Annotated in this window: 21 protein-coding genes; 19 read left to right on the top strand and 2 right to left on the bottom strand. The window is 70.4% G+C overall.

The annotated features are described in order from the left end of the window. Positions 1-139: 139 nt before the first annotated feature. From mltG to ACQPYK_RS31655, 10 genes are all read left to right on the top strand, one after another. Complete coding sequence (gene mltG / locus ACQPYK_RS31700) at positions 140-1,300, top strand: endolytic transglycosylase MltG (RefSeq protein ID WP_433238925.1); 1,161 nt, start codon at positions 140-142, stop codon at positions 1,298-1,300. Next, positions 1,300-2,124 carry a shikimate dehydrogenase gene (locus ACQPYK_RS31695; RefSeq protein WP_433238922.1) on the top strand — a complete coding sequence of 275 codons (825 nt, stop codon included), beginning with the start codon at positions 1,300-1,302 and terminating at the stop codon, positions 2,122-2,124. Before mltG ends, ACQPYK_RS31695 begins: the two co-directional genes overlap by 1 nt. 434 nt (positions 2,125-2,558) lie before the next feature. Next, positions 2,559-3,227: a translation initiation factor IF-3 gene (gene infC / locus ACQPYK_RS31690; RefSeq protein ID WP_433238919.1), complete on the top strand. Its 669-nt coding sequence runs from the start codon at positions 2,559-2,561 to the stop codon at positions 3,225-3,227. Positions 3,228-3,357: 130 nt separating this feature from the next. Further along, positions 3,358-3,552 carry a 50S ribosomal protein L35 gene (gene rpmI, locus ACQPYK_RS31685; protein ID WP_012892553.1) on the top strand — a complete coding sequence of 65 codons (195 nt, stop codon included), beginning with the start codon at positions 3,358-3,360 and terminating at the stop codon, positions 3,550-3,552. A gap of 24 nt (positions 3,553-3,576) precedes the next feature. Further along, positions 3,577-3,960: a 50S ribosomal protein L20 gene (rplT, locus tag ACQPYK_RS31680; RefSeq protein WP_012892552.1), complete on the top strand. Its 384-nt coding sequence runs from the start codon at positions 3,577-3,579 to the stop codon at positions 3,958-3,960. A 73-nt stretch (positions 3,961-4,033) separates the two neighbouring features. Then, positions 4,034-4,864, top strand: a complete 831-nt coding sequence (locus ACQPYK_RS31675) for a TrmH family RNA methyltransferase (protein WP_433238914.1) — start codon at positions 4,034-4,036, stop codon at positions 4,862-4,864. Positions 4,865-4,915: 51 nt separating this feature from the next. After that, positions 4,916-5,998, top strand: a complete 1,083-nt coding sequence (locus tag ACQPYK_RS31670; protein ID WP_433238911.1) for an ATP-binding protein — start codon at positions 4,916-4,918, stop codon at positions 5,996-5,998. Positions 5,999-6,117: 119 nt separating this feature from the next. Beyond that, positions 6,118-7,167, top strand: a complete 1,050-nt coding sequence (gene pheS / locus ACQPYK_RS31665) for a phenylalanine--tRNA ligase subunit alpha (protein ID WP_433258966.1) — start codon at positions 6,118-6,120, stop codon at positions 7,165-7,167. Further along, positions 7,167-9,683, top strand: coding sequence for a phenylalanine--tRNA ligase subunit beta (gene pheT, locus ACQPYK_RS31660; RefSeq protein WP_433238908.1), 2,517 nt, complete (start codon positions 7,167-7,169; stop codon positions 9,681-9,683). The genes pheS and pheT overlap by 1 nt, the downstream gene beginning before the upstream one ends. Before the next feature lie 75 nt (positions 9,684-9,758). Beyond that, positions 9,759-10,004 carry a hypothetical protein gene (locus ACQPYK_RS31655; protein WP_433238905.1) on the top strand — a complete coding sequence of 82 codons (246 nt, stop codon included), beginning with the start codon at positions 9,759-9,761 and terminating at the stop codon, positions 10,002-10,004. A gap of 31 nt (positions 10,005-10,035) precedes the next feature. On the opposite strand, the gene ACQPYK_RS31650 is transcribed toward ACQPYK_RS31655, so the two are convergent. Together ACQPYK_RS31650 and ACQPYK_RS31645 are read right to left on the bottom strand one after the other, a co-directional pair. Continuing rightward, positions 10,036-11,349, bottom strand: coding sequence for an MFS transporter (locus tag ACQPYK_RS31650; protein WP_433238902.1), 1,314 nt, complete (start codon positions 11,347-11,349; stop codon positions 10,036-10,038). A 70-nt stretch (positions 11,350-11,419) separates the two neighbouring features. Next, positions 11,420-13,081, bottom strand: a complete 1,662-nt coding sequence (locus ACQPYK_RS31645; RefSeq protein ID WP_433238900.1) for a class I adenylate-forming enzyme family protein — start codon at positions 13,079-13,081, stop codon at positions 11,420-11,422. Between the two features lie 268 nt (positions 13,082-13,349). Here ACQPYK_RS31645 and argC point away from each other — a divergent pair, with 268 nt between their 5' ends. The 9 genes from argC to ACQPYK_RS31600 all read left to right on the top strand — a co-directional run bounded on the left by argC (position 13,350) and on the right by ACQPYK_RS31600 (position 22,585). Continuing rightward, positions 13,350-14,372, top strand: a complete 1,023-nt coding sequence (gene argC, locus ACQPYK_RS31640; RefSeq protein WP_433238897.1) for an N-acetyl-gamma-glutamyl-phosphate reductase — start codon at positions 13,350-13,352, stop codon at positions 14,370-14,372. Further along, positions 14,369-15,523 (top strand): bifunctional glutamate N-acetyltransferase/amino-acid acetyltransferase ArgJ, encoded by a 1,155-nt coding sequence (gene argJ, locus ACQPYK_RS31635; protein ID WP_433238894.1) that lies wholly within the window; start codon positions 14,369-14,371, stop codon positions 15,521-15,523. Before argC ends, argJ begins: the two co-directional genes overlap by 4 nt. Before the next feature lie 11 nt (positions 15,524-15,534). Continuing rightward, positions 15,535-16,503, top strand: a complete 969-nt coding sequence (gene argB, locus ACQPYK_RS31630) for an acetylglutamate kinase (protein ID WP_433238891.1) — start codon at positions 15,535-15,537, stop codon at positions 16,501-16,503. Further along, positions 16,503-17,705 carry an acetylornithine transaminase gene (locus tag ACQPYK_RS31625; RefSeq protein WP_433238888.1) on the top strand — a complete coding sequence of 401 codons (1,203 nt, stop codon included), beginning with the start codon at positions 16,503-16,505 and terminating at the stop codon, positions 17,703-17,705. The genes argB and ACQPYK_RS31625 overlap by 1 nt, the downstream gene beginning before the upstream one ends. Then, positions 17,698-18,708, top strand: a complete 1,011-nt coding sequence (gene argF / locus ACQPYK_RS31620) for an ornithine carbamoyltransferase (protein ID WP_433238885.1) — start codon at positions 17,698-17,700, stop codon at positions 18,706-18,708. The genes ACQPYK_RS31625 and argF overlap by 8 nt, the downstream gene beginning before the upstream one ends. Further along, positions 18,705-19,208, top strand: a complete 504-nt coding sequence (locus ACQPYK_RS31615; RefSeq protein ID WP_433238882.1) for an arginine repressor — start codon at positions 18,705-18,707, stop codon at positions 19,206-19,208. The genes argF and ACQPYK_RS31615 overlap by 4 nt, the downstream gene beginning before the upstream one ends. Positions 19,209-19,275: 67 nt before the next feature. Continuing rightward, positions 19,276-20,475: an argininosuccinate synthase gene (locus ACQPYK_RS31610; protein ID WP_433238879.1), complete on the top strand. Its 1,200-nt coding sequence runs from the start codon at positions 19,276-19,278 to the stop codon at positions 20,473-20,475. 41 nt (positions 20,476-20,516) lie between these two features. Next, a complete protein-coding gene (argH, locus tag ACQPYK_RS31605; RefSeq protein ID WP_306868763.1) occupies positions 20,517-21,935 on the top strand; it encodes an argininosuccinate lyase in 1,419 nt (472 codons plus the stop codon). After that, positions 21,935-22,585: a DNA-3-methyladenine glycosylase gene (locus ACQPYK_RS31600; protein WP_433238876.1), complete on the top strand. Its 651-nt coding sequence runs from the start codon at positions 21,935-21,937 to the stop codon at positions 22,583-22,585. The genes argH and ACQPYK_RS31600 overlap by 1 nt, the downstream gene beginning before the upstream one ends. The last annotated feature ends 70 nt before the right edge of the window (positions 22,586-22,655 follow it).

Raw genomic sequence — 22,655 nt, 5'->3', positions numbered from 1 at the left:
CGCCGCACGCGGCGACCCGCACCGAGAGGCCACGAGAAGATGCCCGGCGAGCCGGGACGGTTGGCCCGGTGTCCCCCCTCGGTTTGGCATACCCGCTTGACGCCAGGCCGCCCCTACCGGGAGATTGGCCGGCGAACCTATGAGCGATCTCGATATGGACTTCCTGGTCGGCGCCGACGACGATGGCTCGCGGCGCAGGTCACGTGCATCCTCTGGCCCCGGCCGGCGGGGGCGCCGGCGTAAGCGCCGCCGCAACCGGGGCGGTTTCCTCGCACCGATGCTCGCGGTCATCGTCCTGCTGGGCGGCATCGGCGCCGGAGGCTTCTACGGCTACACCTGGGTGCGCGACGTGATGACTCCCGACGACTACACCGGGCAGGGCACCGGTGAGGTGGTCGTGGAGATCAAGGACGGTCAGACCGCCTCTCAGGTCGCCGAGACCCTGGAGAAGCAGGGCGTGGTCAAGAGCGCCAAGGCGTTCGTCAACGCCGTCGCCGACGCCGGCAAGAGCTCCTCCCTCCAGCCGGGCGAATACACCATGCGCAAGCAGATGTCCGCGGCCGTCGCGGTCGGCCTGCTGGACCCGTCCAAGCGGCTGCGGGAGAGGGTGACCCTCAAGGAGGGGCTACGTCTGTCCGACACCCTGGTCAAGCTCGCCGAGCAGACCGGTAAGCCGCTGAAGGACTTCCAGCGGGCCGCCAGGGACGCCAAGGCACTCGGCCTGCCCCCCTACGCCAAGGGCAGGCTGGAGGGATACGCCTTCCCGGCCACCTACGAGATCTCCCCCAAGATGGGGCCCGCCGACATCCTGTCCGCGATGGTGGACCGCTTCCACCAGACCGCCGACAGGGACGGCCTGGCGAGGAAGGCGAAGGTCCTCGGCCGCACCCCGCACGAGATCATGACGATCGCCAGCATCGTCCAGGCCGAGTCCGGCAACGTCCAGGACATGGGCAAGGTGGCCCGCGTCATCTACAACCGCCTCGACGGCGACCCGGTGCGCAAGCTGGAGATGGACAGCACCGTGATGTACGGGCTGAACAAGTACGGTGTCGCGGCGACCAACGCCGACCTCGAAAGCGACTCGCCCTACAACACCTACAATCGGCTCGGTCTGCCTCCGGGACCGATCGCCAACCCCGGTGACCACGCCATCCAGGCCGCGCTCAACCCGACGAAGGGCGACTGGGTCTGGTTCGTGACCACCGACACCAAGCGGGGCATCACCAAGTTCGCCTCGACAGAGGCCGAATTCCTCCAGCTCAAGGCGGAGTTCGAGAAGAACAGGAACGGAGGGTGATGAAGGCCGCGGTCCTCGGATCCCCCATCGCCCACTCGCTGTCGCCATACCTGCACCGCGCCGCCTACGAGGGTCTCGGTCTGCACGACTGGCGTTATGAGGCGATCGAGTGCGACGAGGCCGGGCTGCCCGGCCTGATGGCCGGCCTGGGGCGCGAGTGGGCGGGACTGTCGCTGACCATGCCGCTCAAGCGGGCCGTGCTGCCGCTGCTCGACACGGTCTCCGACCTCGCGGTGGAGGTGGGCGGCGCCAACACGGTGATCTTCTCGGACGGTGCCCGCCACGGGGACAACACCGACGTCCACGGCATCGTCCAGGCGCTGGCCGAAGCGGGTGTGCCGCCACCCCGGGCGGCGACGATCCTCGGCGGGGGAGCGACCGCGGCCTCCGCGCTGGCCGCCCTGCGCGAGCTGGGTCTGCACGAGGCGACCCTGGTGGTCCGCGACCCGGCCAGGGCCGGGGAGACCGCCGAGGTGGCGGAGCGGCTCGGCACGGCGCTGACCGTGCAGACCTTCGACAAGCTCGACACCGCCCTGCACGTGGACCTGGTCGTCTCGACCCTGCCGGCCGGGGCGGCAGACGGGTTCGCCGGCCTGCTGGCCGGGGTGCCCGCGCTCTTCGACGTGGTCTACGCGCCCTGGCCCACCCGCCTGGCCGCGGCCGTGGCGGAGCGGGGCGGCGTCGTCGTCGGGGGTTTCCCCATGCTCCTGCACCAGGCGGTCCGGCAGGTCGAGATGATGACCGGCCGGACCGACGTCCCGGTGGAGGCCATGCGCGCGGCGGGCAAGGCGGAGATCGTCAGACGAGCCGCTCCGGAAGGCTGACCGTCCCGCTGCCGCAGGGTGTGAAGCCGCGTCGGGCGGTGCCGCGTCGGGCGGTGACGAAGAGCCAGGCGAGGGCCGCCGGCCGGCTCCGGCCGGCAGTACCCCGATCATCTCCTCCTCGTGCCGGGCTTCGTGCTCACGGGGGCAGCAGGCCCCGATGGGCGTCGAGGGATGATTCTGCGAACGTGGCTGGTTGTGGTAATGTAACTACTCGATCGGTCCGGCGTGCCTGCTGGACGCGCAAGCGGAGGGTCACCTCCCACCTGGTCGACCGCGAGGTCGGCAGGTCAAGGATCACACCGGGTAACTCCGGAGGACTTACGGCGTCAAAGCTGATGAGTTCATGTGGCCCCGCATGCGCGACGTGCGGGGCATTTCGTGTATCCAGGCCTGAACAAAGGCCTGCGTTCCGCGACCTCCCGGCACGATCGAGCATGTGGCAGCCGCCCCCAAAGACGGCGGCGGATCGCAACCTAGGAGGCCCCATCAGCGCCGAGCCCCGCATCAACGACCGTATTCGCGTCCCCGAGGTCCGCCTCGTCGGCCCGAACGGCGAACAGGTTGGCATCGTCTCCATCGGTGATGCTCTGAAGCTGGCTCAGGAGTCCGACCTCGACCTCGTCGAGGTCGCGGCTACGGCTCGCCCGCCCGTGTGCAAGCTCATGGACTACGGCAAGTTCAAGTACGAGTCCGCGATGAAGGCACGTGAGGCGCGGCGCAACCAGGCGTACACGATCATCAAGGAGATCAAGCTCCGACCGAAGATCGACCCGCACGACTACGAGACCAAGAAGGGTCACGTGGTGCGGTTCCTCAAGGCCGGGGACAAGGTCAAGGTCACGATCATGTTCCGCGGGCGGGAGCAGTCCCGGCCCGAGCTGGGCTTCCGGCTCCTGCAGCGCCTGGCGGAGGACGTCACGGAGCTCGGCTTCGTGGAGTCCCAGCCCAAGCAGGACGGCCGAAACATGATCATGGTGATCGGCCCGCACAAGAAGAAGGCCGAGGCCAAGGCTGAGAAGGCAGCGGCCAAGGCGCGGCGTGACGAGGACTCCCCGGAGGAGCAGGCACCCGTCGGCGACGAGGTGGCCGCTCCGCAGGAGTGACTCGCATAGCCTGGACCGTCAGGTAGTCGCGAGATTAAGCCGAGACCGGGTCCGGTCTCGCAGTCAGGCATGCCCTTGACTCGGGTTACCGGCCCGGGACATCGGCACGATCGAGGGAGAGACGGCTGAGATGCCGAAGATGAAGACGCACAGCGGTGCGAAGAAGCGATTCCGGCTCACCGGCACCGGCAAGATCAAGCGCCGCCGTGCCAACCGCGCGCACTACAACGAGTGGAAGTCCTCCACCTTGACGCGTCGTCTCAAGTCCGAGGTCGTGCTCTCCGATGCCGACGCCAAGAAGATCAAGAAGCTGCTCGCTAAGTAACGGCCCCCGGGGAGATAGATACACATGGCACGCGTGAAGCGGGCGATCAACGCCAAGAAGAAGCGCAAGGTCGTTCTTGAGCGGGCGAAGGGCTACCGGGGCCAGCGGTCCAGGCTGTACCGCAAGGCCAAGGAGCAGATGCTCCACTCGATGACCTACGCCTACCGCGACCGCAAGGATCGCAAGGGCACCTTCCGCCGTCTCTGGATCCAGCGCATCAACGCCGCTGCCCGCCAGAACGGCATCACCTACAACCGGCTCATCCAGGGTCTGCGCCTGGCCTCCATCGAGGTCGACCGCAAGATCCTCGCCGACCTCGCGGTCAACGACGCCGCCACGTTCGCGACGCTGGTCGAGGCCGCCAAGAAGGCGCTCCCGGCCGACGTGAACGCGCCGGTCGCCGGCTGAATCCGGCACTGACGACCATGCGGCCCACAGCGATCACGCTGTGGGCCGCATTCGCATTCTTGGGGGACGAGGCATGGCGGGATCTGAGCTGACCAACATCAAGTCGCCGAGGGTCAAGGCCGTGCGGCGGCTGACCAAGCGGGCCTTCAGGGACCGTGACCGCTCCTTCCTCGCCGAAGGACCGCAGGCGGTCCGCGAGGCGCTCGCGCTGGACGGCGTCGTGGTGGAGCTGTTCGCCACGGCCGAGGCCGAGTCGCGGCACGCCGACATCGTCGCCGCCGCCACCGCCGCGGGGGTGCCCCTGCATCGCGCCAGCGGCGAGGTCATGGCCGAGCTCGCCCAGACCATCACCCCGCAGGGTCTGCTGGCCGTGTGCCGGTTCGTGCACGTGTCCCTGGACCGCGCCGTCACCGCCGACGCCAGACTGGTGGCCGTGCTCGCTCACGTCCGCGACCCGGGAAACGCCGGGACCGTGCTGCGTACCGCCGACGCGGCGGGCGCCGACGCGGTCGTCTTCACCGACGCCTCGGTGGACCCCTACAACGGCAAGTGCGTCCGGGCCAGCGCGGGCAGCCTGTTCCACCTCCCGGTCACCACGGGGGCTCCGGTGGCGCAGGCCGTGCAGAAGCTGAAGGACGCCGGGCTGCGGGTGCTGGCCGCCGACGGCGCGGGCGAGCAGACACTGGACGACGTGGACCTGTCCGGCCCGACCGCCTGGGTGTTCGGCAACGAGGCGTGGGGACTGCCGGAGGAGATCTTGCGGCTGACCGACGAAGTGGTCCGGGTGCCGATCTACGGACGGGCCGAGAGCCTCAACCTCGCCACCGCCGCCGCGGTGTGTCTGTACGCATCTGCCCGGTCTCAGCGGGCCGGTTCCCGCACCCCCGCTCCGAGGCTGCCGTAGAACGCGGGAAACCCGCTATTGTCGGCGTTGTAGCGTCGAGGAGGCGGGGTCGTGCACGGCGAACACACCGACGAGCGGAGCGCTGATTCCGCCTGTGTGATCGACGTGAACGATCTTCCCGACGGTCTCGTCGTGACCGACCGGGACGGCCACGTGCTGATCGTCAACCGGGCCGCGACCCGCCTCACCGGGGTCACCCGCGACCAGGCCGTCGGACGGCACCTGCGAGATGTGTTCTCCTTCCGCGACCACGACGGACGCGACTGGTGGAAGTGGCTCGACACCTACGGCGGGCTGCCCACCCGCACCCGCCAGCCCGAGCTTCCGCTGCGCACCCCGGGTGGCCAGGAGATGCTCGTGGCCGCCCGTCTGGTGCGCAGGCCCGAGCGGGGCGGCGAGGTCGTCCGGGTGGTGATCACGATGCGTGACGCCGGAGCCCGCGCCCGCCTGGAGCGCAGCCGCGCCGACCTGGTCTCCACCGTCGCCCACGAGCTCCGCTCCCCGCTGACCAGCGTCAAGGGGTTCACCGCGACCCTGCTGGCCAAATGGACCCGGTTCACCGACAACCAGAAGCTGGTCATGCTGGAGACGGTCAACGCCGATGCCGACCGGGTGACCCGGCTGATCACCGAGCTGCTCGACGTGTCCCGCATCGAGTCGGGGAGGCTGGAGATCCACCGCCAGGTGGTCGACATCCCGGCCAGGGCCCGCAAGGTCATCGCCGGCCGGGTCGCGGCGGGGGAGCCGGAGGACCGCTTCCGGCTGGAGGTGTGGGGCGAGCTGCCCGAGACCTGGCTCGACCAGGACAAGATCGACCAGGTGCTGGCCAACCTGCTGGAAAACGCGGTGCGCCACGGGCGCGGTACGGTGACAATAACCATCGAGCCGAACGAGTGGGGAGTGACCGTGTCCGTCCGTGACCAGGGTGAGGGCATCCCGCCCGAGCTGGCCACGCGCGTGTTCCGGCAGTTCTGGCGGGGCAACGCCCGCCGCCGCGGCGGCACCGGGCTCGGTCTGTTCATCGTCAAGGGGCTGATCGAGGCTCACGGCGGCACCATCTCCGTGCAGCGGGGGCCCGAAGGCGGGGCCGAGTTCCGATTTATGGTGCCCACCGGCACCCCTGAGTTCGCCTGAGCGCGGATGCAGGCCCGGTGGGCTTCCCCGACTAGACTCGTTGCCGCTTAAGCCCTGGATTCGGAGCTCTCTTGTCTAACTACGACCCGGTTGAGGTGACCCCGCTGCACGCCGATGAGATGGCGCGCATGCAGGCTGACGCGCTCGACGCCATCAAGGCGGCGCGCGACCTCGACGAACTCAAGCAGGTACGGCTCGCGCACGCCGGTGACCGCTCGCCGATCGCCCTGGCCAACCGCGAGATCGGCGCGCTGCCCCCGGCGGCGCGCGCCGAGGCGGGCAAGCGCATCGGCGGCGCGCGCAAGGCCGTCGCCGACGCCCTCGCCGAGCGTCAGGCCCAGTTGGAGGCCGAGCGCGACGAGCGGGTCCTCGTCGAGGAGACCGTCGACGTCACGCTGCCCGCCGACCGCGCCCCACGCGGTGCCCGGCACCCCCTGACCACCCTGCAGGAGCGCATCGCGGACGCGTTCGTCGCGATGGGCTACGAGGTGGCCGAGGGACCCGAGCTGGAAGGCGAGTGGTTCAACTTCGACGCGCTGAACATCTCGCCCGACCACCCGGCGCGTTCGGAGCACGACACCTTCTTCGTGGAGTCCGTCGAGTCCGGCAAGGTGCTGCGCACGCAGACCTCACCGGTGCAGATCCGGGCACTGCTCAGCCGCAGGCTCCCGGTCTACGTGATCTCGCCGGGCAAGGTGTTCCGCACCGACGAGCTCGATGCCACCCACACTCCGGTCTTCCACCAGGTCGAGGGGCTGGCGATCGACGAAGGCCTCACCATGGCCCACCTCAAGGGCACCCTGGACCGTTTCGCCGAGGTCATGTTCGGCGAGGGGATCACCACCAGGTTCCGGCCGAACTACTTCCCGTTCACCGAGCCGTCCGCCGAGATGGACCTGAAGTGCTTCGTGTGCCGCGGCGCCTCCGCGGTGCCGGGCAATCCGCCCTGCCGCACCTGCAAGTCCGAGGGCTGGATCGAGTGGGGCGGCTGCGGCATGGTCAACCCCCGGGTGCTCATCGCCTGCGGCGTCGACCCGGGCCGCTACAGCGGCTTCGCCTTCGGCATGGGCATCGAGCGCACGCTGATGTTCCGCCACAACGCCGAGGACATGCGCGACATGGTCGAGGGCGACGTCCGCTTCACTCTCCCGTTCGGAATGGAGGTCTGATGAAGGTCCCGCTTTCATGGCTGCGGGAGTACGTCGATCTCCCCGCCGTCACCGCTCACGAGATCGCCGACAAGCTCACCGCCGCCGGGCTCAAGCTGGAGGCCGTCACCTCCTACGGCCACGACGTCAAGAACGTGGTCGTCGGCGAGGTGCTCGCCATCGAGGAGCTGCAGGGCTTCAAGAAGCCGATCCGGCACTGCCAGGTCGAGGTGGGGGAGGCCGCGCCGCGTGAGATCGTCTGCGGCGCGACCAACTTCGCCGTCGGCGACCGGGTGCCGGTCGTGCTGCCCGGCGGCGTGCTGCCCGGTGGGTTCGAGGTCGGCGCCCGCAAGACCTACGGGCGGATGTCGGAGGGCATGATCTGCTCCGAGCGCGAGCTCGGGCTGAGCGACGAGCACGACGGCATCATGGTGCTGTCGGAGGGCACTCCGATCGGGGCCGACGTGGTCGAGCTCCTCGGTCTGCGCGACGACGTGATCGAGCTTGAGATCACCCCGGACATCGGCTACGCGCTGTCGATCCGCGGCGTGGCCCGCGAGGCCGCCACCGCCTTCGGCGCGGCGTTCCTCGACCCGGCCGACGTCTCTCCGCCCGCCGCCGCCGACCCGGCCTACCCGGCCTCCATCGCCGACCCGAGCGCGTGCGACCGCTTCGTGCTGCGCGAGGTCCACGGCTTCGACCCGGCGGCGAAGAGCCCGTTGTGGATGCGCGTACGACTCACGCGTGCCGGCATGCGTCCGGTCTCGCTGGCCGTCGACGTCACCAACTACGTGATGCTGGAGCTCGGGCAGCCCCTGCACGCCTTCGACGCCGCCAAGCTGAGCGGCGAGATCGTCGTGCGCCGGGCCGAGCCCGGCGAGACGTTGGAGACGCTGGACCACCTCGTCCGTAAGCTCAGCCCGGAAGACGTCCTGATCACCGACGGGTCGGGCGCGATCTCGATGGCCGGGACCATGGGCGGCCTGCACACCGAGATCTCCGACGCCTCCACCGACATCGTGATCGAGGCCGCGCACTTCTCCGCCAGCGGTGTCGCACGGATGTCCCGCCGCCACAATCTGGTCAGCGAGGCCTCCAAGCGCTTCGAGCGGGGCGTGGACCGGGAGCTTCCGCTGTACGCCTCCTGGCGGGCGGCCCAGCTCCTGGCCGAGCTCGGCGGCGGCACGATCCAGCCGGGCGTCACCCACGCCGAGGTCGAGGTCAAGCCGGTCCGCATCTCCATCCCGAGCGGCCACCCGGGCAAGGTCGCCGGGACCCACTACGACCGCGAGGTCGTGATCCACCGTCTGGAGCAGGTCGGCTGCACGGTCGTCGCCGGCGCGGTCGCCCCCGCCGACGAGATCGCCGCCAAGCTCGCGGTCACCGGTGACGACATGCTGACGGTTACCCCGCCCTCGTGGCGGCCGGACCTGACCGACCCGAACGACCTCGCCGAGGAGGTCATCCGGCTCGAAGGCTACGAGAACCTGCCCTCGATCCTGCCGGCCGCCCCGGCGGGCGCCGGTCTCAGCGAGAGCCAGCGGCTGCGCCGCCGGGTGGGCCGGGCGCTGGCCGCCTCCGGCTATGTCGAGACCCTGTCCTACCCGTTCAACGGGGAGCGTGACTTCGACAACCTGCAGCTGTCCGCCGGTGACGCGCGTCGCCGGGCCGTACGGCTGGCCAACCCGCTCAGCGAGGACGAGCCGCTGATGCGGACCACGCTGCTGCCGGGCCTGCTCAAGACGCTGGTCCGCAACGTGGGCCGCGGCTTCGGCGATGTGGCGCTGTTCGAGACGGGCCTGGTCTATCGGCCGTCGCAGGACGCGCCGGTGACGGCACCGGTCCTCGGCGTCGACCGCAGGCCGACCGAGGAGGAGCTCGCGTCGATCGAGTCCGCGCTGCCGGCCCAGCCGTTGCGGGTCGCGGTCGTGCTGGCCGGGGAGTTCGAGCGGTCCGGCTGGTGGGGCAAGGGCCGCGCGGCCGGCTGGGCGGACGCCGTCGAGGCGGCCCGCACGGTGGCCCGCGAGGCCGGGGTCGCCCTTGAGGTCCGCGCCGACCGGCATGAACCCTGGCACCCGGGCCGGTGCGCCGCGCTGTACGTCGGGGACGTGCTCGTCGGTCATGCCGGCGAGCTGCACCCGCGTGTCGTCGAGGCCTACGGCCTGCCGCCGCGCACCGGCGCGATGGAGCTGGAGCTGACCCGGCTGGAGCCGTTGATGACCGGTCCGGCGCAGGCTCCCGCCATCTCCGCCTACCCGGTCGCCACGCAGGACGTGGCGCTCATCGTCGACGCCGCCGTCCCGGTGGCCGAGGTGGAGGCGGCGCTGCGCGAGGGAGCGGGCGACCTGCTGGAGTCGATCCGGCTGTTCGACGTCTACACCGGGGCCCAGGTGGGCGAGGGCCGCAAGTCCCTCGCCTACTCCCTGCGGTTCCGGGCGCCGGACCGGACGCTGACCGCGGAGGAGACCACGGTGGTCCGTGACGCGGCCGTGGCGCTGGCCGGCGAGCGCACCGGAGCCCGGCTCCGCGGCGTCTGATCCACAGCGGACAAGGCCCCGGCGGCGGTGCCGCCGGGGCCTTGTCCTTCGGCGATGGCGATTTCGGGAGGGACGATGAGACATCTGCTGGTGTTCGCCGAGCGTGACGACGCCGAAGAGGTCGCCGAGAACGTGGCCGAGGAGTTCCCGCGGATCGGCGTGCCCGCCGTCGTGAGGGAGGCCCTCGCGGGAGAGGACGACGCCGAGGACGCCCAGTGGCTCGTGGTCGTCGAGGATCCCGGCGGCGTGCTCGGGGCGGATCACCTGGCGCGGTTGGAGGCGCTGGCGGAGGAGCGCGACGGCTGGCGCGAGGCCGGATGAGCCCATTCCGCGGGAGCGGCCGGAACGCTCGTCAGGCCTCGTTGTCCCCGAGGGCCTCGCGGCGGGCGTGCTCCTTGACCGCGTGCTCGTCGGTGCGGGCGTCGTAGTCGCGGAACCCGGGCAGCCGCCCGGCCATCGCCACCACCGCGCCGAGGCACAGCAGGCCGCCCGCGCCCAGGGAGAAGCGGGCACCGCCGAGCTGGGCCATCAGACCGGCTCTGGCGTTGCCGAGCATCGGGCCGCTGGTGTAGGAGAGCAGCTCGATGCCGGCCAGCCGGCCGCGGAACTCGTCGGGGATGGTCTGGTTCCAGATGGTGGACCGGAAGACGCCACTGATCATGTCGGCCGCTCCGGCCAGGGCCAGGCAGGCGAAGACACCCCAGACGGTCGGCATGACGGCCGCCACCGCCACCGCGGCGCCCCAGACGATCGCCGCCACGATGACGCCCAGACCATGGCGGTGGATGTGGCCGGTCCAGCCGGAGGTGACCGAGGCGATCAGTGAGCCGATGGCGGCGGCGGAGAAGAACAGGCCCTGTGCCTCGGGGACGCCGAGCTCGTCGGCGAGGAAGGGATACAGCGCGGTGGAGAAGGCGAAGACCATCGCGGCGACGTCCACCAGGTAGGTGCCCATCAGGTCCGGCCGGCTCATGGCGTAGCGGACGCCCTCGACCAGTGCCCTCATCGACGCCGGGGGAGCGTCCTCAGCTCGCGGCGGGGCCTTGACCAGCCAGAGCAGGGCCAGAGAGACCAGGAACGTCACCACGTTGACGCCGTAGGCCGCGGCGAAGCCGAACCAGACGACGATCAGGCCGCTGAGACCGGGCGCCACGATGGCGCCGAGGTTCCAGCGGAAGCCGGTCAGCGCGGCGGCCGCGGCGAGCTGGTCGTGCCTGACGACGCGCGGCATCAGCGACTCCAGGCTGGGCCGCTGCAGGCTGCCGAGACCCGCCGACAGCGCGCCGACCACGTAGAGAACCCAGATCTGCGGGCTGGGCAGCGTCGCGTTGACCATCAGGATCACCACCGTGACGCAGAGTCCCGCCTCGGTGCTCAGAATGATCTTGCGCCGGTCCAGCGCGTCCGCGATCGCCCCGCCCCACAGGCCGCACACGACCATCGGCACGAACTCGGCCGCGCTGACCAGGCCGACCGCCACGTAGGAGCCGCCGGTCAGCTCCTTCATCTGCAGCGGGACCGCGACCAGCGTGAGGAAGGCGCCGAACATCGTGACCGCTCCCGAGCCGAAGAGCAGCCGGAAGTCGCGGGAGTCGCGCAGCGGGCCCAGGTCCATTTTCAGCCGACGGAGCAGCGTTCTGAGCGATCGATCGGGATTTTCGGACACGAACGGTCAGTTTCGGCGGTGACCTGGGTGGAATCAACCGGTTTTCCCGCCGGCCACCGCCGATCGCGCGTCAGGAGCCCAGGATCTCCTTGCGGAGATGGGTCTTGAGGATCTTGCCTCCGGGGTTGCGGGGCAGCTCGGTCTCGCGGACCCAGAACCGGACCGGAACCTTGAACGCCGCGATCCGCTCGCGCAGGAAGACCTGCAGTTCCTCGGCGCTCGCCGGGGACACCAGCCGTACCACCGCGCCGACCTCCTCGCCCAGCTCGTCGTGGGGGATGCCGATCACCGCGACGTCGTCCACCGCCGGGTGCTCGAACAGCGCGGCCTCGACCTCGGCACAGTAGACGTTCTCGCCGCCGCGGATGACCATGTCCTTGGCCCGGTCCACGATGAACACGAACCCCTCCTCATCGACCCGCGCCAGGTCGCCGGTGTGCAGCCAGCCGCCGATGAAGGTCTCGGCGGTGGCCTCGGGGCGGTTCCAGTAACCGAGGATCACGTTCGGGCCGCGCAGGCACAGCTCGCCCACCTGACCGACCGGCAGCTCCGCGCCGAGGGGGTCGGCGATCTTCACCTCCACCACGGGCACGGGCAGGCCGATGCTGTCGGGCTTGGCCAGGTAGTCCACGCCGCCGTTGTTGATGACGAGCGCGGTGGTCTCGGTCATGCCGTAGCCGTTGGAGGGGGAACGGCTGGGCAGCAGCTCGGTGATGCGCTCCAGCAGCTTCGGCGGGGCCGGGGCGCCGCCGTAGCCGAGCGAGGTGAGGCTGGAGATGTCGTGCTTGTCCAGGTCGGGGTGGGACAGGAGCTGCCACACGCTGGTGGGTACGCCGCTGAACGTGGTGACCTGCTCGCGCTCGATCAGCTCCAGAGCCCGTCCGGCGTCCCACCTGTACATCAGCACCAGGCCGCTGCCGCTGAACATGGTGGTGGTCATCACCGCGAAGCAGCCGGTGACGTGGAAGAGCGGCACGGTGAGCAGGGTGACACGGGGCTTGCCGGCCGCCTCGGCGGGATCCTGGCCCGCCCGGGCCACGCTGCGCATCAGGCCGTAGGCCACGGTCATGGGGGACTGGCCGAGGTTGCGGTGGCTGCCGAGGGCTCCCTTGGGGCGGCCGGTGGTGCCCGAGGTGTAGAAGATCGTGGCCGGGTCCTCGGGGGAGAGCTCGACCGCCGGCAGCGTCACGTCGGCCTCGACCGGGCCGAGCACGTCCTGGAAGGATCGGGCGCCTTCGGGCGCCTCGCCGCGGACCACGATGAGGGCCTGCGTCAGGCCGGCGAGCTTGGCGGCGCGTTCGCCGTCGGCGACCAGCACCTTGGCACCGGAATCCGACAGCCCGTACTCCATCTCCTGCGCGGTCCACCAGGCGTTGAGCGGTACGGCCACCGCCCCGGCGGCCAGTACCGCGGAGAAGGTGATCACCCATTCCGGGTAGTTGCGCATGGCGATGGCGACCCGGTCGCCCTTGGCCACGCCGTACTCCTCCACCAGGCGCCGCGCCAGCGTCGCCGCCCGACGGAAGTGCTCCTCGTAGGTGATGTGTTCGTCTTCGTACGCCAGGAAGACCTTGTCGCCGTGGAACCTGCTTATTTCGAGGAGCGCGCGGAAGTGGCCGGGAGCGTGTTTCCAGGTCCTGACCGTGCCGCCGTGACCGGCGACCTCTTCCATCTCGAAAAGCTGTCCCGGGCTGGTGAGCTGGGCCTGGACCTCGTCATGGGTGGCAGTCATGCGTTCGTACTCCCGGGTGCGAAGGGACCGGAAACGTCACGATACCGACCGGTAGGTACGTGCAACAGTGTCGAAACATCAACGGTGAACCCGAGCGCATGGTCATACATGGAGAAATCTAGCTACATGCCCCCTTTATAGAAAGATGGCCGATTTTGGTCCTCCCGGGTCGCGACCACCGCACTTGCATGACAATCCTCGGGGATGCATAATCTCTCTAGTAAGAGCATAAGTAGAACCGCATGAATATGCAGACCTGGGGGGACGGATGAAGGCGGCGATCGCCGGTGCCAGTGGCTATGCCGGAGGCGAGTTGCTGCGCCTGTTGCTTTCCCACCCCGAGATCGAGATCGGCGCGTTGACCGCGGGCTCCAACGCCGGCGCCGCCCTCGGCGCCCACCAGCCCCATCTGGGTTCGCTGGCCGACCGGATCCTGCTGGACACCACGGCCGACACCCTCGGCGGCCACGACCTGGTCTTCCTCGCTCTCCCGCACGGCCAGTCCGCGGCCGTCGCCGAGCAGCTCGGCGACGGCACCCTCGTCGTCGACTGCGGCGCCGACTTCCGGCTCACCGACCCCGCCGCCTGGGAGCACTTCTACGGAGGCGTCCACGCCGGCGCCTGGCCGTACGGGCTGCCCGAGCTTCCCGGCCAGCGTGACAGGCTGCGCGCCACCCGCAGGATCGCCGTTCCCGGGTGCTACCCGACGGCCGTCACCCTGGCGCTGTTCCCCGCCTTCGCCGCCGGCCTCGTCGAGCCCGACGTGGTCGTGGTCGCCGCCACCGGCACCAGCGGGGCGGGCAAGTCGCTCAAGCCCCACCTGCTGGGCAGCGAGGTGATGGGCTCGGTCGGCGCCTACGGCGTGGGCGGCGTCCACCGGCACACCCCCGAGATGGAGCAGAACCTCTCCCCGCTGGCGGGTGAGCCGGTGAAGATCTCCTTCACCCCCATGCTCGCCCCGATGAGCCGCGGCATCCTCGCCACCTGCACCGCGCCGGCCAGGCCCGGCGTCACCGCGCAGATCCTGCGCGAGGCGTACGAGAGCGCGACCAAGGACGAGCCGTTCCTGCGGCTGCTGCCGGCGGGGCAGTGGCCCGCGACCTCGATGACCCTCGGCGCCAACACCGCCGCCCTCCAGGTGACCTTGGACGAGCGCGCCGGACGCGTCGTCGCGGTCATCGCCATCGACAACCTGACCAAGGGCACGGCGGGAGGCGCGATCCAGAGCGCCAACCTCGCCCTCGGCCTGTCAGAAGAGCTCGGCCTTCCTCTCAATGGAGTTGCCCCATGAGCGTGACCGCCCCCCTCGGCTTCCGGGCAGCGGGTGTCGCCGCCGGTATCAAGTCCGGCGACGCCCGCGACCTGGCGCTCGTCGTCAACGACGGTCCGTCGCGCGCGGCGGCGGGCGTCTTCACCAGCAACCGCGTCAAGGCCGCGCCGGTGCTCTGGTCCCAGCAGGTGCTGGCCGGAGGCCGAGTTCACGCGGTCGTCCTCAACTCCGGCGGCGCCAACGCCTGCACCGGCCCGCTCGGCTTCCAGGACACCCACGCCACCGCGGAGAAGGTCGCCGAGGCGCTCGACGACTCGGCGGGCGAGATCGCGGTCTGCTCCACCGGCCTGATCGGCGAGCGGCTGCCCATGGACGCCCTGCTGAGCGGAGTGGACCTCGCGGTCTCCCAGGTCAGCAGGGACGGCGGCCTGGCCGCCGCGGACGCCATCCGCACCACCGACACCGTCTCCAAGATCTCCTTCAGGCGGGGCGAGGGCGGCTACATGGTCGGAGGCATGGCCAAGGGCGCGGGCATGCTCGCACCCGGCCTGGCCACCATGCTCTGTGTGATCACCACCGACGCCGACGTGCCCGCCGAGCAGCTCGACGCGGTGCTGCGCAAGGCGACCAGGGTCACCTTCGACCGGCTCGACGCCGACGGCTGCATGTCCACCAATGACACCGTCCTGCTGCTGGCCAGCGGCGCGTCCGGCCTCACCCCGGACCTCGTCGAGTTCGAGCAGGTGGTCCGCGCCGTCTGCGCCGATCTCGCCCGCCAGCTTCTGGTGGACGCCGAGGGCGCCACCAAGGCGATCGCCATCGAGGTGGTCGGCGCGGCCTCGGAGGAGGACGCGGTCCTCGTCGGCCGTACGGTTTCTCGATCCAATCTCCTCAAGTGCGCCATCCACGGAGAGGACCCCAACTGGGGGCGGGTGCTGTCGGCGGTCGGCACCACCGACGCCGTCTTCGAAGCAGACCGGCTCAACGTGGCCATCAACGGCATCTGGATCTGCAGGAGCGGCGCCGCCGGAGACGACCGCTCCAAGGTGGACCTGCGCCCCCGCGACGTGACGATCACCATCGACCTGTCGGCGGGCCCGCACTCGGCGACGATCCACACCACCGACCTCACCGCGGCCTACGTCCACGAGAACTCGGCCTACTCCTCATGAGGACCAACGACATGAGGACCAATGACGCCCTGACCAAGGCGCACACGCTGATCGAGGCGCTGCCCTGGCTCGCCCGCTTCAACGGCGCGACCGTCGTCATCAAGTACGGCGGCAACGCGATGACCGAGGAGCACCTGCGGGAGAAGTTCGCCGCCGACATCGTCTTCCTGCGCTACGCCGGGCTCAAGCCGGTGATCGTGCACGGCGGGGGACCGCAGATCAACGCCCAGCTCGACAGACTCGGCATCGAGTCCACCTTCACCGCCGGACTCCGGGTCACCACCCCCGAGGCCATGCAGATCGTCAGGATGGTCCTGGTCGGCCAGGTCAACCGCGACGTGGTCGGCCTGATCAACCGGCACGGACCGCTCGCGATCGGCATGTCGGGCGAGGACGCCCACCTGTTCACCGCGATCCGCAAGCACGCCGTCGTCGACGGCGCCCGGGTGGACATCGGCCAGGTGGGCGACATCGTCAACGTCGAGGCCGGAGCCGTGCAGGCGCTGCTGGACGACGGCCGGATCCCGGTGGTCTCCTCGATCGCGCGCAGTGACGACGGCACCGTCTACAACGTCAACGCCGACACCGCGGCCGCCGCCCTCGCGGTGGCCCTCCAGGCGTCCAAGCTGATCGTCCTCACCGACGTCGAGGGCCTCTACCGTGACTGGCGCCCCGAGGCCGGGGCCGGCGGCAACGAGGTCATCAGGCAGCTGTCCGCCACCCAGCTCGACGAGCTCCTGCCCGGTCTGTCCAGTGGCATGGTGCCCAAGATGGAGGCGTGCCTGACCGCCGTCCGAGGCGGCGTGCCCCAGGCGCACGTGCTCGACGGCAGGGTGCCCCACTCGGTGCTGCTGGAGATCTTCACCGACGAGGGCATCGGAACCATGGTGCTGCCGGACGCCGCGAAGGCGCCCGCCGTGCCGAATCTGGTCAACCGGCGGCTGACCGCCACCATCCAGCTGAACGGGAGCGACAAGTGATGGACGAGCGCCCCGCCTCCGACGCGCTCAGCAAGCGCTTCGAGGCCGTTTTCATGCCGAACTACGGCGTGCCCCCGGTCGCGCTGGCCCGCGGCGAGGGCTCGAAGGTCTGGGACGTCGACGGCCGCGAGTATCTCGACCTGATCGGCGGCATCGCGGTCAGCTCCCTCGGTCACGCCCACCCGGCGCTGGTGGAGGCCGTCTCCAGGCAGGTCGCCACGCTCGCGCACACCAGCAACCTGTTCCTGCAGGAGCCGGAGGTGCTGCTCGCCGAATGCCTGATCGGCCTGCTCGGCGCCTCGGCCAGGGTGTTCCTCACCAACTCGGGCACCGAGGCCAACGAGGCCGCGCTGAAACTCGCCATCAAATATGGCAAGACGAACGGTCGCGGCTACTTCGTGGCCGCCGAGAACGCCTTCCACGGCCGTACCCTCGGCGCGCTCTCGCTGACCGGCAAGCCGTCGATCCGTGACCAGTTCGGCCCGTTCCCGGTGGACGTCCGGTTCGTCCCGTACGGCGACGCCGACGCGCTGAAGAACGCGGTCACCGCGGAGTGCGCCGCGGTCTTCCTGGAGCCCACCCAGGGCGAGGCCGGCGTCGTGCCCCCGCCCGACGGCTATTTCAAGGCCGCCAGGGAGATCTGCGACGCGACCGGCGCGCTGCTGGTCGCCGACGAGATCCAGTCCGCCATCGGCCGTACCGGCCACTGGTTCGCCCACCAGCACGACGGGGTCGTGCCCGACGTGCTGACCCTGGCCAAGGGCCTGGGCGGCGGCATGCCGATCGGCGCCTGCGTCGGCTTCGGCCCGGCGGGCACGATCTTCGCCAAGGGCGACCACGGCTCCACCTTCGGCGGCAACCCCGTCTCGGCGGCCGCCGCGCTCGCCGTACTCGACACCATCGACCGGGACGGCCTGCTGGAGCACGTCCGGACGGTCGGCGCACAGCTCGCCGAAGGCATCGCCGCGATCGACCACCCGCTGCTGAAGGGCGTCCGCGGCCGAGGCCTGTGGCTGGCCATCGTGCTCGACGGCGACCGCTCCGCACAGGTCCAGGCGGCGGCACAGCGAGCCGGCTTCCTGGTCAACGCCCTCCAGCCCGACGCGGTACGGCTCGCACCCCCGCTGGTGATCACCTCCGAGCAGGTGGCCACCTTCCTGGCCGCCCTCCCCACCATCCTCGACGAGGCCGCTGATGACTGAGCACCACACCAGCCCCGCGCCGGTCCGGCACTTCCTCCGGGACGACGACCTGTCGCCCGCCGAGCAGGCCGAGGTGCTCGACCTGGCCGCGGCCATGAAGAAGGACCGCTACGGCTACCGCCCCTTCGAAGGCCCGCAGACCGTGGCCGTGCTCTTCGACAAGCCCTCCACCCGCACCAGGGTCTCCTTCGCCGTCGGCATCGGCGAGCTCGGCGGGCTGCCCCTGATCATCGACGCCGGGTCGTCGCAGCTGGGCCGGGGCGAGCCCGTCGAGGACACCGCCCGAGTCCTGGAACGCCAGGTCGGCGCCATCGTGTGGCGGACGTCGGGACAGACCAGAATCGAGGCCATGGCCCGTGTGTCCTCGGTGCCGGTGGTGAACGCGCTCACCGACGAGTTCCACCCCTGCCAGATCCTCGCCGACCTGCAGACCATCAGGGAACGCTTCGGCAAGACCGCCGGGCTGACCCTGGCCTACCTCGGAGACGGCGCCAACAACATGGCCCACTCCTACCTGCTCGGCGGGGCCGTCGCCGGCATGCACGTGAGGATCGGCGCCCCGGCCGGATACCGGCCGGACCCGCAGATCCTGCGACGGGCCGGTGAGATCGCCGCGGAGACCGGAGGATCGGTGACCGTGCTGCCCGACGCGGCCGCAGCCGCCGCCGGCGCGGAAGTGATCGCCACCGACACCTGGGTCTCGATGGGCCAGGACGGCAAGGAACAGCGCGTCACCGACCTGATGCCCTTCCAGGTCGACGCCGAGCTGATGGGCCGGGCGGCCCCCGGCGCGATCGTGCTGCACTGCCTGCCGGCCTACCGGGGCCTGGAGATCTCCGCCGACGTTCTCGACGGCCCGCAGAGCCTGGTGTGGGACCAGGCGGAGAACCGGCTGCACGCGCAGAAGGCCCTGCTGCACTGGCTGATCTCGGCGTCCAGGGAGGCGGACGACAACGAGGACAGTGGCAGGTTCATGAGGCCGGCGGAAGAGGCCACACGATGATTCCCATGACCAAGGTCGCCCGTCAGGCGCGGATCGCCGAGCTCCTGGAGCGGCAGCCGGTCCGTTCCCAGCCCGACCTCGCCAAGCTCCTGCTGGAGAGCGGGGTGGAGGTCACCCAGGCCACCCTCTCCCGAGACCTGGACGAGCTCGGCGCGCTGAAGTTGCGCGCCGAGGACGGTTCCCTGGTCTACGCCCTGCCCGGTGAGGGGGGTGGCCGGATCCCGCTGGCCCGGCTCGGTTCCGGTGAGTCGCCGGCCGCCCGGCTGAGCCGGCTCGCCGAGGAACTGCTCGTCTCCGCCGAGGCGTCCGCGAACCTGGTGATCGTCCGCACGCCGCCGGGAGCCGCCCAGTTCCTCGCCTCCGCCATCGACCACGCCGACTGGAAATCCATCCTCGGCACGGTGGCCGGAGACGACACGATCCTCGTCATCAGCCGGGATCCGATGGGTGGAGAGTCGGTCGCCGAAGCCCTGCTCCGGCACGCCGACCGACGTATGTAGCCCGCTCCGGCGGGCCGCCCGGCTTCACCCACAACCTGTGACGTAAAAGACTTTGGAGAAATTGATCATGACTGACCGGGTCGTACTCGCCTTTTCCGGCGGCCTCGACACCTCCGTCGCCATTCCCTTCCTCGCCGACAAGACCGGCGCCGAGGTGATCGCCGTGGCCGTCGACGTCGGCCAGGGCGGCGAGGACATGGAGGTCATCCGGAAGCGGGCCATCGAATGCGGTGCCGTGGAGTCCGTCGTCGTGGACGCCCGCGAGGAGTTCGCCACCGACTTCTGCGTGCCCGCCCTGCAGGCCAACGCCCTCTACATGGACCGCTACCCACTGGTCTCCGCGCTGTCGCGGCCGTTGATCGTCAAGCACCTGGCCGCCGCGGCCAAGGAGTTCGGCGGCACCCACGTCTCGCACGGCTGCACCGGCAAGGGCAACGACCAGGTTCGGTTCGAGGCCGGCCTGGCAGCCCTCTTCCCCGAGCTCAAGGTCATCGCCCCCGCCCGTGACTACGCGTGGACCCGGGACAAGGCGATCGCCTACGCCGAGGAGAAGAACCTCCCGATCGAGACCAGCAAGAAGAACCCCTACTCGATCGACCAGAACATCTGGGGCCGGGCCGTCGAGACCGGTTTCCTGGAGGACATCTGGAACGGCCCCATCGAGGACGTCTACTCCTACACCGACGACCCGGCCCAGCCGCGCGAGGCCGACGAGGTCATCATCAGCTTCGTCAAGGGCGTCCCGGTGGCTCTGGACGGACGGCACCTGACCCCGTTCCAGGTCATCTCCGAGCTCAACCAGCGCGCCGGCGCCCAGGGTGTGGGCCGGCTCGACATGGTCGAGGACCGGCTCGTCGGCATCAAGTCCCGCGAGGTCTACGAGGCGCCCGGCGCCATCGCGCTGATCACCGCCCACATGGAGCTTGAGAACGTCACCGTCGAGCGGGACCTCGCCCGGTTCAAGCGCTCGGTGGACCAGCGCTGGGGCGAGCTCGTCTACGACGGCCTGTGGTTCTCCCCGCTCAAGAAGGCCTTGGACGTCTTCATCGCCGAGGCCCAGCAGCACGTCACCGGCGAGATCCGGATGACCCTGCACGGCGGCCGGGCCACGGTCACCGGCCGTCGTTCCGAGGCCTCGCTGTACGACTTCAACCTCGCCACCTACGACACCGGCGACACCTTCGACCAGTCGCTCGCCAAGGGCTTCGTCGAATTGTGGAGCCTGCCGTCGAAGATCGCGTCAGCCCGGGACGCCCGACTGGTCTGATTGGGCTATGGTCGCGGATTGAACTGGGAGGGAGAACAACGGTGACTGATGGTGGTAAGCCGATGCGGCTGTGGGGCGGCCGGTTCGAGGGAGGTCCGGCCGACGCGCTGACCAGGCTCTCGGTGAGCGTGCACTTCGACTGGCGGCTCGTGCCGTACGACCTGCTGGCCTCGCGTGCGCACGCCCGGGTGCTGCACCGCGCCGGCCTGCTCACCGAGGAGGAGCTGGGGCGCATGATCGGCGCCCTCGACGACCTCGAGCAGGCCTGCAAGGCGGGCGAGTTCCGGCCGACCGTGGCCGACGAGGACGTCCACACCGCGTTGGAGCGCGGCCTGCTGGAGCGCCTCGGCACGCTCGGCGGCAAGCTGCGCGCCGGCCGCAGCCGCAACGACCAGGTGGCCACCGATCTCCGGCTCTACCTCCGCGACCACGTCAGGCACATCGTGTCCCGGCTCGTCGAGCTGGAGACCGCGCTGATGAGTCAGGCGGAGGAGCACGCCGAGACGGCGGCTCCCGGCATGACCCACCTGCAGCACGCCCAGCCGGTCTCCTTCGGTCACCAGCTCCTGGCCCACGTGCACGCCTTCGCCCGCGACATCGAGCGGCTGCGCGACTGGGACAGGCGCGCGGCCGTCTCGCCGCTCGGCTCCGGAGCGCTGGCGGGATCGTCATTGCCGTTGGACCCGCAGGCCGTGGCCAGGGAGCTGGGCTTCGACTCCGCCGCGCCCAACTCGATGGACGCGGTCGCCGACCGCGACTTCGCCGCCGAGTTCCTGTTCGACGCGGCGATGATCGGCATGCACCTGTCGCGGCTGGGCGAGGAGATCGTCCTGTGGGCCTCGCAGGAATTCCGCTGGATCGAGATGGACGACGCCTACTCCACCGGCTCGTCGATCATGCCGCAGAAGAAGAACCCGGACGTCGCCGAGCTCGCCCGGGGCAAGAGCGGTCGTCTCATCGGCAACCTCATGTCGCTGCTGACGACGCTCAAGGGCCTGCCGTTGACCTACAACCGCGACCTGCAGGAGGACAAGGAGCCGGTGTTCGACTCCGTCGACACCCTGCTGCTGGTCCTGCCGGCCGTGGCCGGCCTGGTCGCCACCATGCGCGTCAACACCGCGAAGCTGGAGTCCTCGGCCCCCGACGGATTCGCGCTCGCCACCGACCTGGCCGAACTGCTGGTGCGCAGGGGCGTTCCGTTCCGTGAGGCGCACGAGGCGGTCGGCCACCTGGTGGTCTGGTGCCAGGTCAACGACAAGGACTTCGACGAGCTCACCGACGAGGAGCTGGCCAAGGTCTCGCCGCACTTCACGCCCGACTCGCGCGAGGTGCTCTCGGTGCCGGGCGCGCTGGCCGCGCGCAAGGCTCATGGCGGCACCGCCCCGGACAGGGTCCGTGACCAGCTCACCGAACTGCGTGAGGTCGTCGACGCCCAGGCCGCCTGGGCGAGCGGTAACTGATGCGGCCCAGCGGGCCCGGCGAGCGCCCGCTCGCCGGGCTCGTGCCCTTGACCCGCGAGTTCTTCGACCGTCCCGGCCACGAGGTCGCCCCGGACCTGCTGGGACGGGTGATCGCCCACGGTCCGGTCTCGGTCCGTCTCACCGAAGTCGAGGCCTACGGCGAGCCCGGACAGGATCCCGCCTCCCACACCTACCGGGGCCGGACACCGCGTAACGCGGTGATGTTCGGGCCGCCGGGGCATCTCTACGTCTACTTCACCTACGGCATGCACTTCTGCGCGAACATCGTCTGCCTGCCCGAAGGGGTGGGTTCGGGGGTGCTGCTGCGAGCCGGCGAGGTGGTCTCCGGCGAGGAGGTCGCCCTGGCCCGCCGGACGGCGGGGGCGAGCCGCACCGTTTCCACGCGCGACCTCGCTCGCGGACCCGCGCGCCTGGCGGTCGCGCTGAACTTCACCCGGGAGCACGATGGGCTGGACGTCTGCCCGCCCGGCCCGATCAGCCTCCTGGAGGGCGACCCGCCCAAGGCCGAATCGATCCGGTCGGGACCTCGCACCGGGGTCTCGTCGGCGCGGGAGACTCCCTGGCGCTTCTGGATCGACGCGGATCCCACCGTCTCGCCGTACCGGCCGCACGTCCCGCGCCGCAGGTAGATCCTTCGACAGACGGCCGGCCCGGCCCGGCCTCCGCACAGGTTTCGAGTGGCGCGGTGGTGTCGTGATC

This window comes from Streptosporangium sp. CA-135522 (assembly GCF_050949235.1).
Lineage (GTDB): Bacteria > Actinomycetota > Actinomycetes > Streptosporangiales > Streptosporangiaceae > Streptosporangium.
Note: the sequence above shows the minus strand (reverse complement) of the source record. Positions and strands in the feature narration are given on the sequence as shown.

Bases quoted from the DNA above. Each gene is read 5' to 3' on its own strand.
- pheS (WP_433258966.1), top strand. From the start codon at position 6,118: ATGGCGCGCATGCAGGCTGACGCGCTCGACGCCATCAAGGCGGCGCGC.
- argJ (WP_433238894.1), top strand. From the start codon at position 14,369: ATGAGCGTGACCGCCCCCCTCGGCTTCCGGGCAGCGGGTGTCGCCGCC.
- argC (WP_433238897.1), top strand. From the start codon at position 13,350: ATGAAGGCGGCGATCGCCGGTGCCAGTGGCTATGCCGGAGGCGAGTTG.
- ACQPYK_RS31675 (WP_433238914.1), top strand. From the start codon at position 4,034: ATGGCGGGATCTGAGCTGACCAACATCAAGTCGCCGAGGGTCAAGGCC.
- argF (WP_433238885.1), top strand. From the start codon at position 17,698: ATGACTGAGCACCACACCAGCCCCGCGCCGGTCCGGCACTTCCTCCGG.
- ACQPYK_RS31610 (WP_433238879.1), top strand. From the start codon at position 19,276: ATGACTGACCGGGTCGTACTCGCCTTTTCCGGCGGCCTCGACACCTCC.
- rplT (WP_012892552.1), top strand. From the start codon at position 3,577: ATGGCACGCGTGAAGCGGGCGATCAACGCCAAGAAGAAGCGCAAGGTC.
- ACQPYK_RS31645 (WP_433238900.1), bottom strand. From the start codon at position 13,081: ATGACTGCCACCCATGACGAGGTCCAGGCCCAGCTCACCAGCCCGGGA.
- ACQPYK_RS31655 (WP_433238905.1), top strand. From the start codon at position 9,759: ATGAGACATCTGCTGGTGTTCGCCGAGCGTGACGACGCCGAAGAGGTC.
- mltG (WP_433238925.1), top strand. From the start codon at position 140: ATGAGCGATCTCGATATGGACTTCCTGGTCGGCGCCGACGACGATGGC.
- argB (WP_433238891.1), top strand. From the start codon at position 15,535: ATGAGGACCAATGACGCCCTGACCAAGGCGCACACGCTGATCGAGGCG.
- pheT (WP_433238908.1), top strand. From the start codon at position 7,167: ATGAAGGTCCCGCTTTCATGGCTGCGGGAGTACGTCGATCTCCCCGCC.
- ACQPYK_RS31615 (WP_433238882.1), top strand. From the start codon at position 18,705: ATGATTCCCATGACCAAGGTCGCCCGTCAGGCGCGGATCGCCGAGCTC.
- infC (WP_433238919.1), top strand. From the start codon at position 2,559: ATGTGGCAGCCGCCCCCAAAGACGGCGGCGGATCGCAACCTAGGAGGC.
- ACQPYK_RS31600 (WP_433238876.1), top strand. From the start codon at position 21,935: ATGCGGCCCAGCGGGCCCGGCGAGCGCCCGCTCGCCGGGCTCGTGCCC.
- ACQPYK_RS31625 (WP_433238888.1), top strand. From the start codon at position 16,503: ATGGACGAGCGCCCCGCCTCCGACGCGCTCAGCAAGCGCTTCGAGGCC.
- rpmI (WP_012892553.1), top strand. From the start codon at position 3,358: ATGCCGAAGATGAAGACGCACAGCGGTGCGAAGAAGCGATTCCGGCTC.
- ACQPYK_RS31695 (WP_433238922.1), top strand. From the start codon at position 1,300: ATGAAGGCCGCGGTCCTCGGATCCCCCATCGCCCACTCGCTGTCGCCA.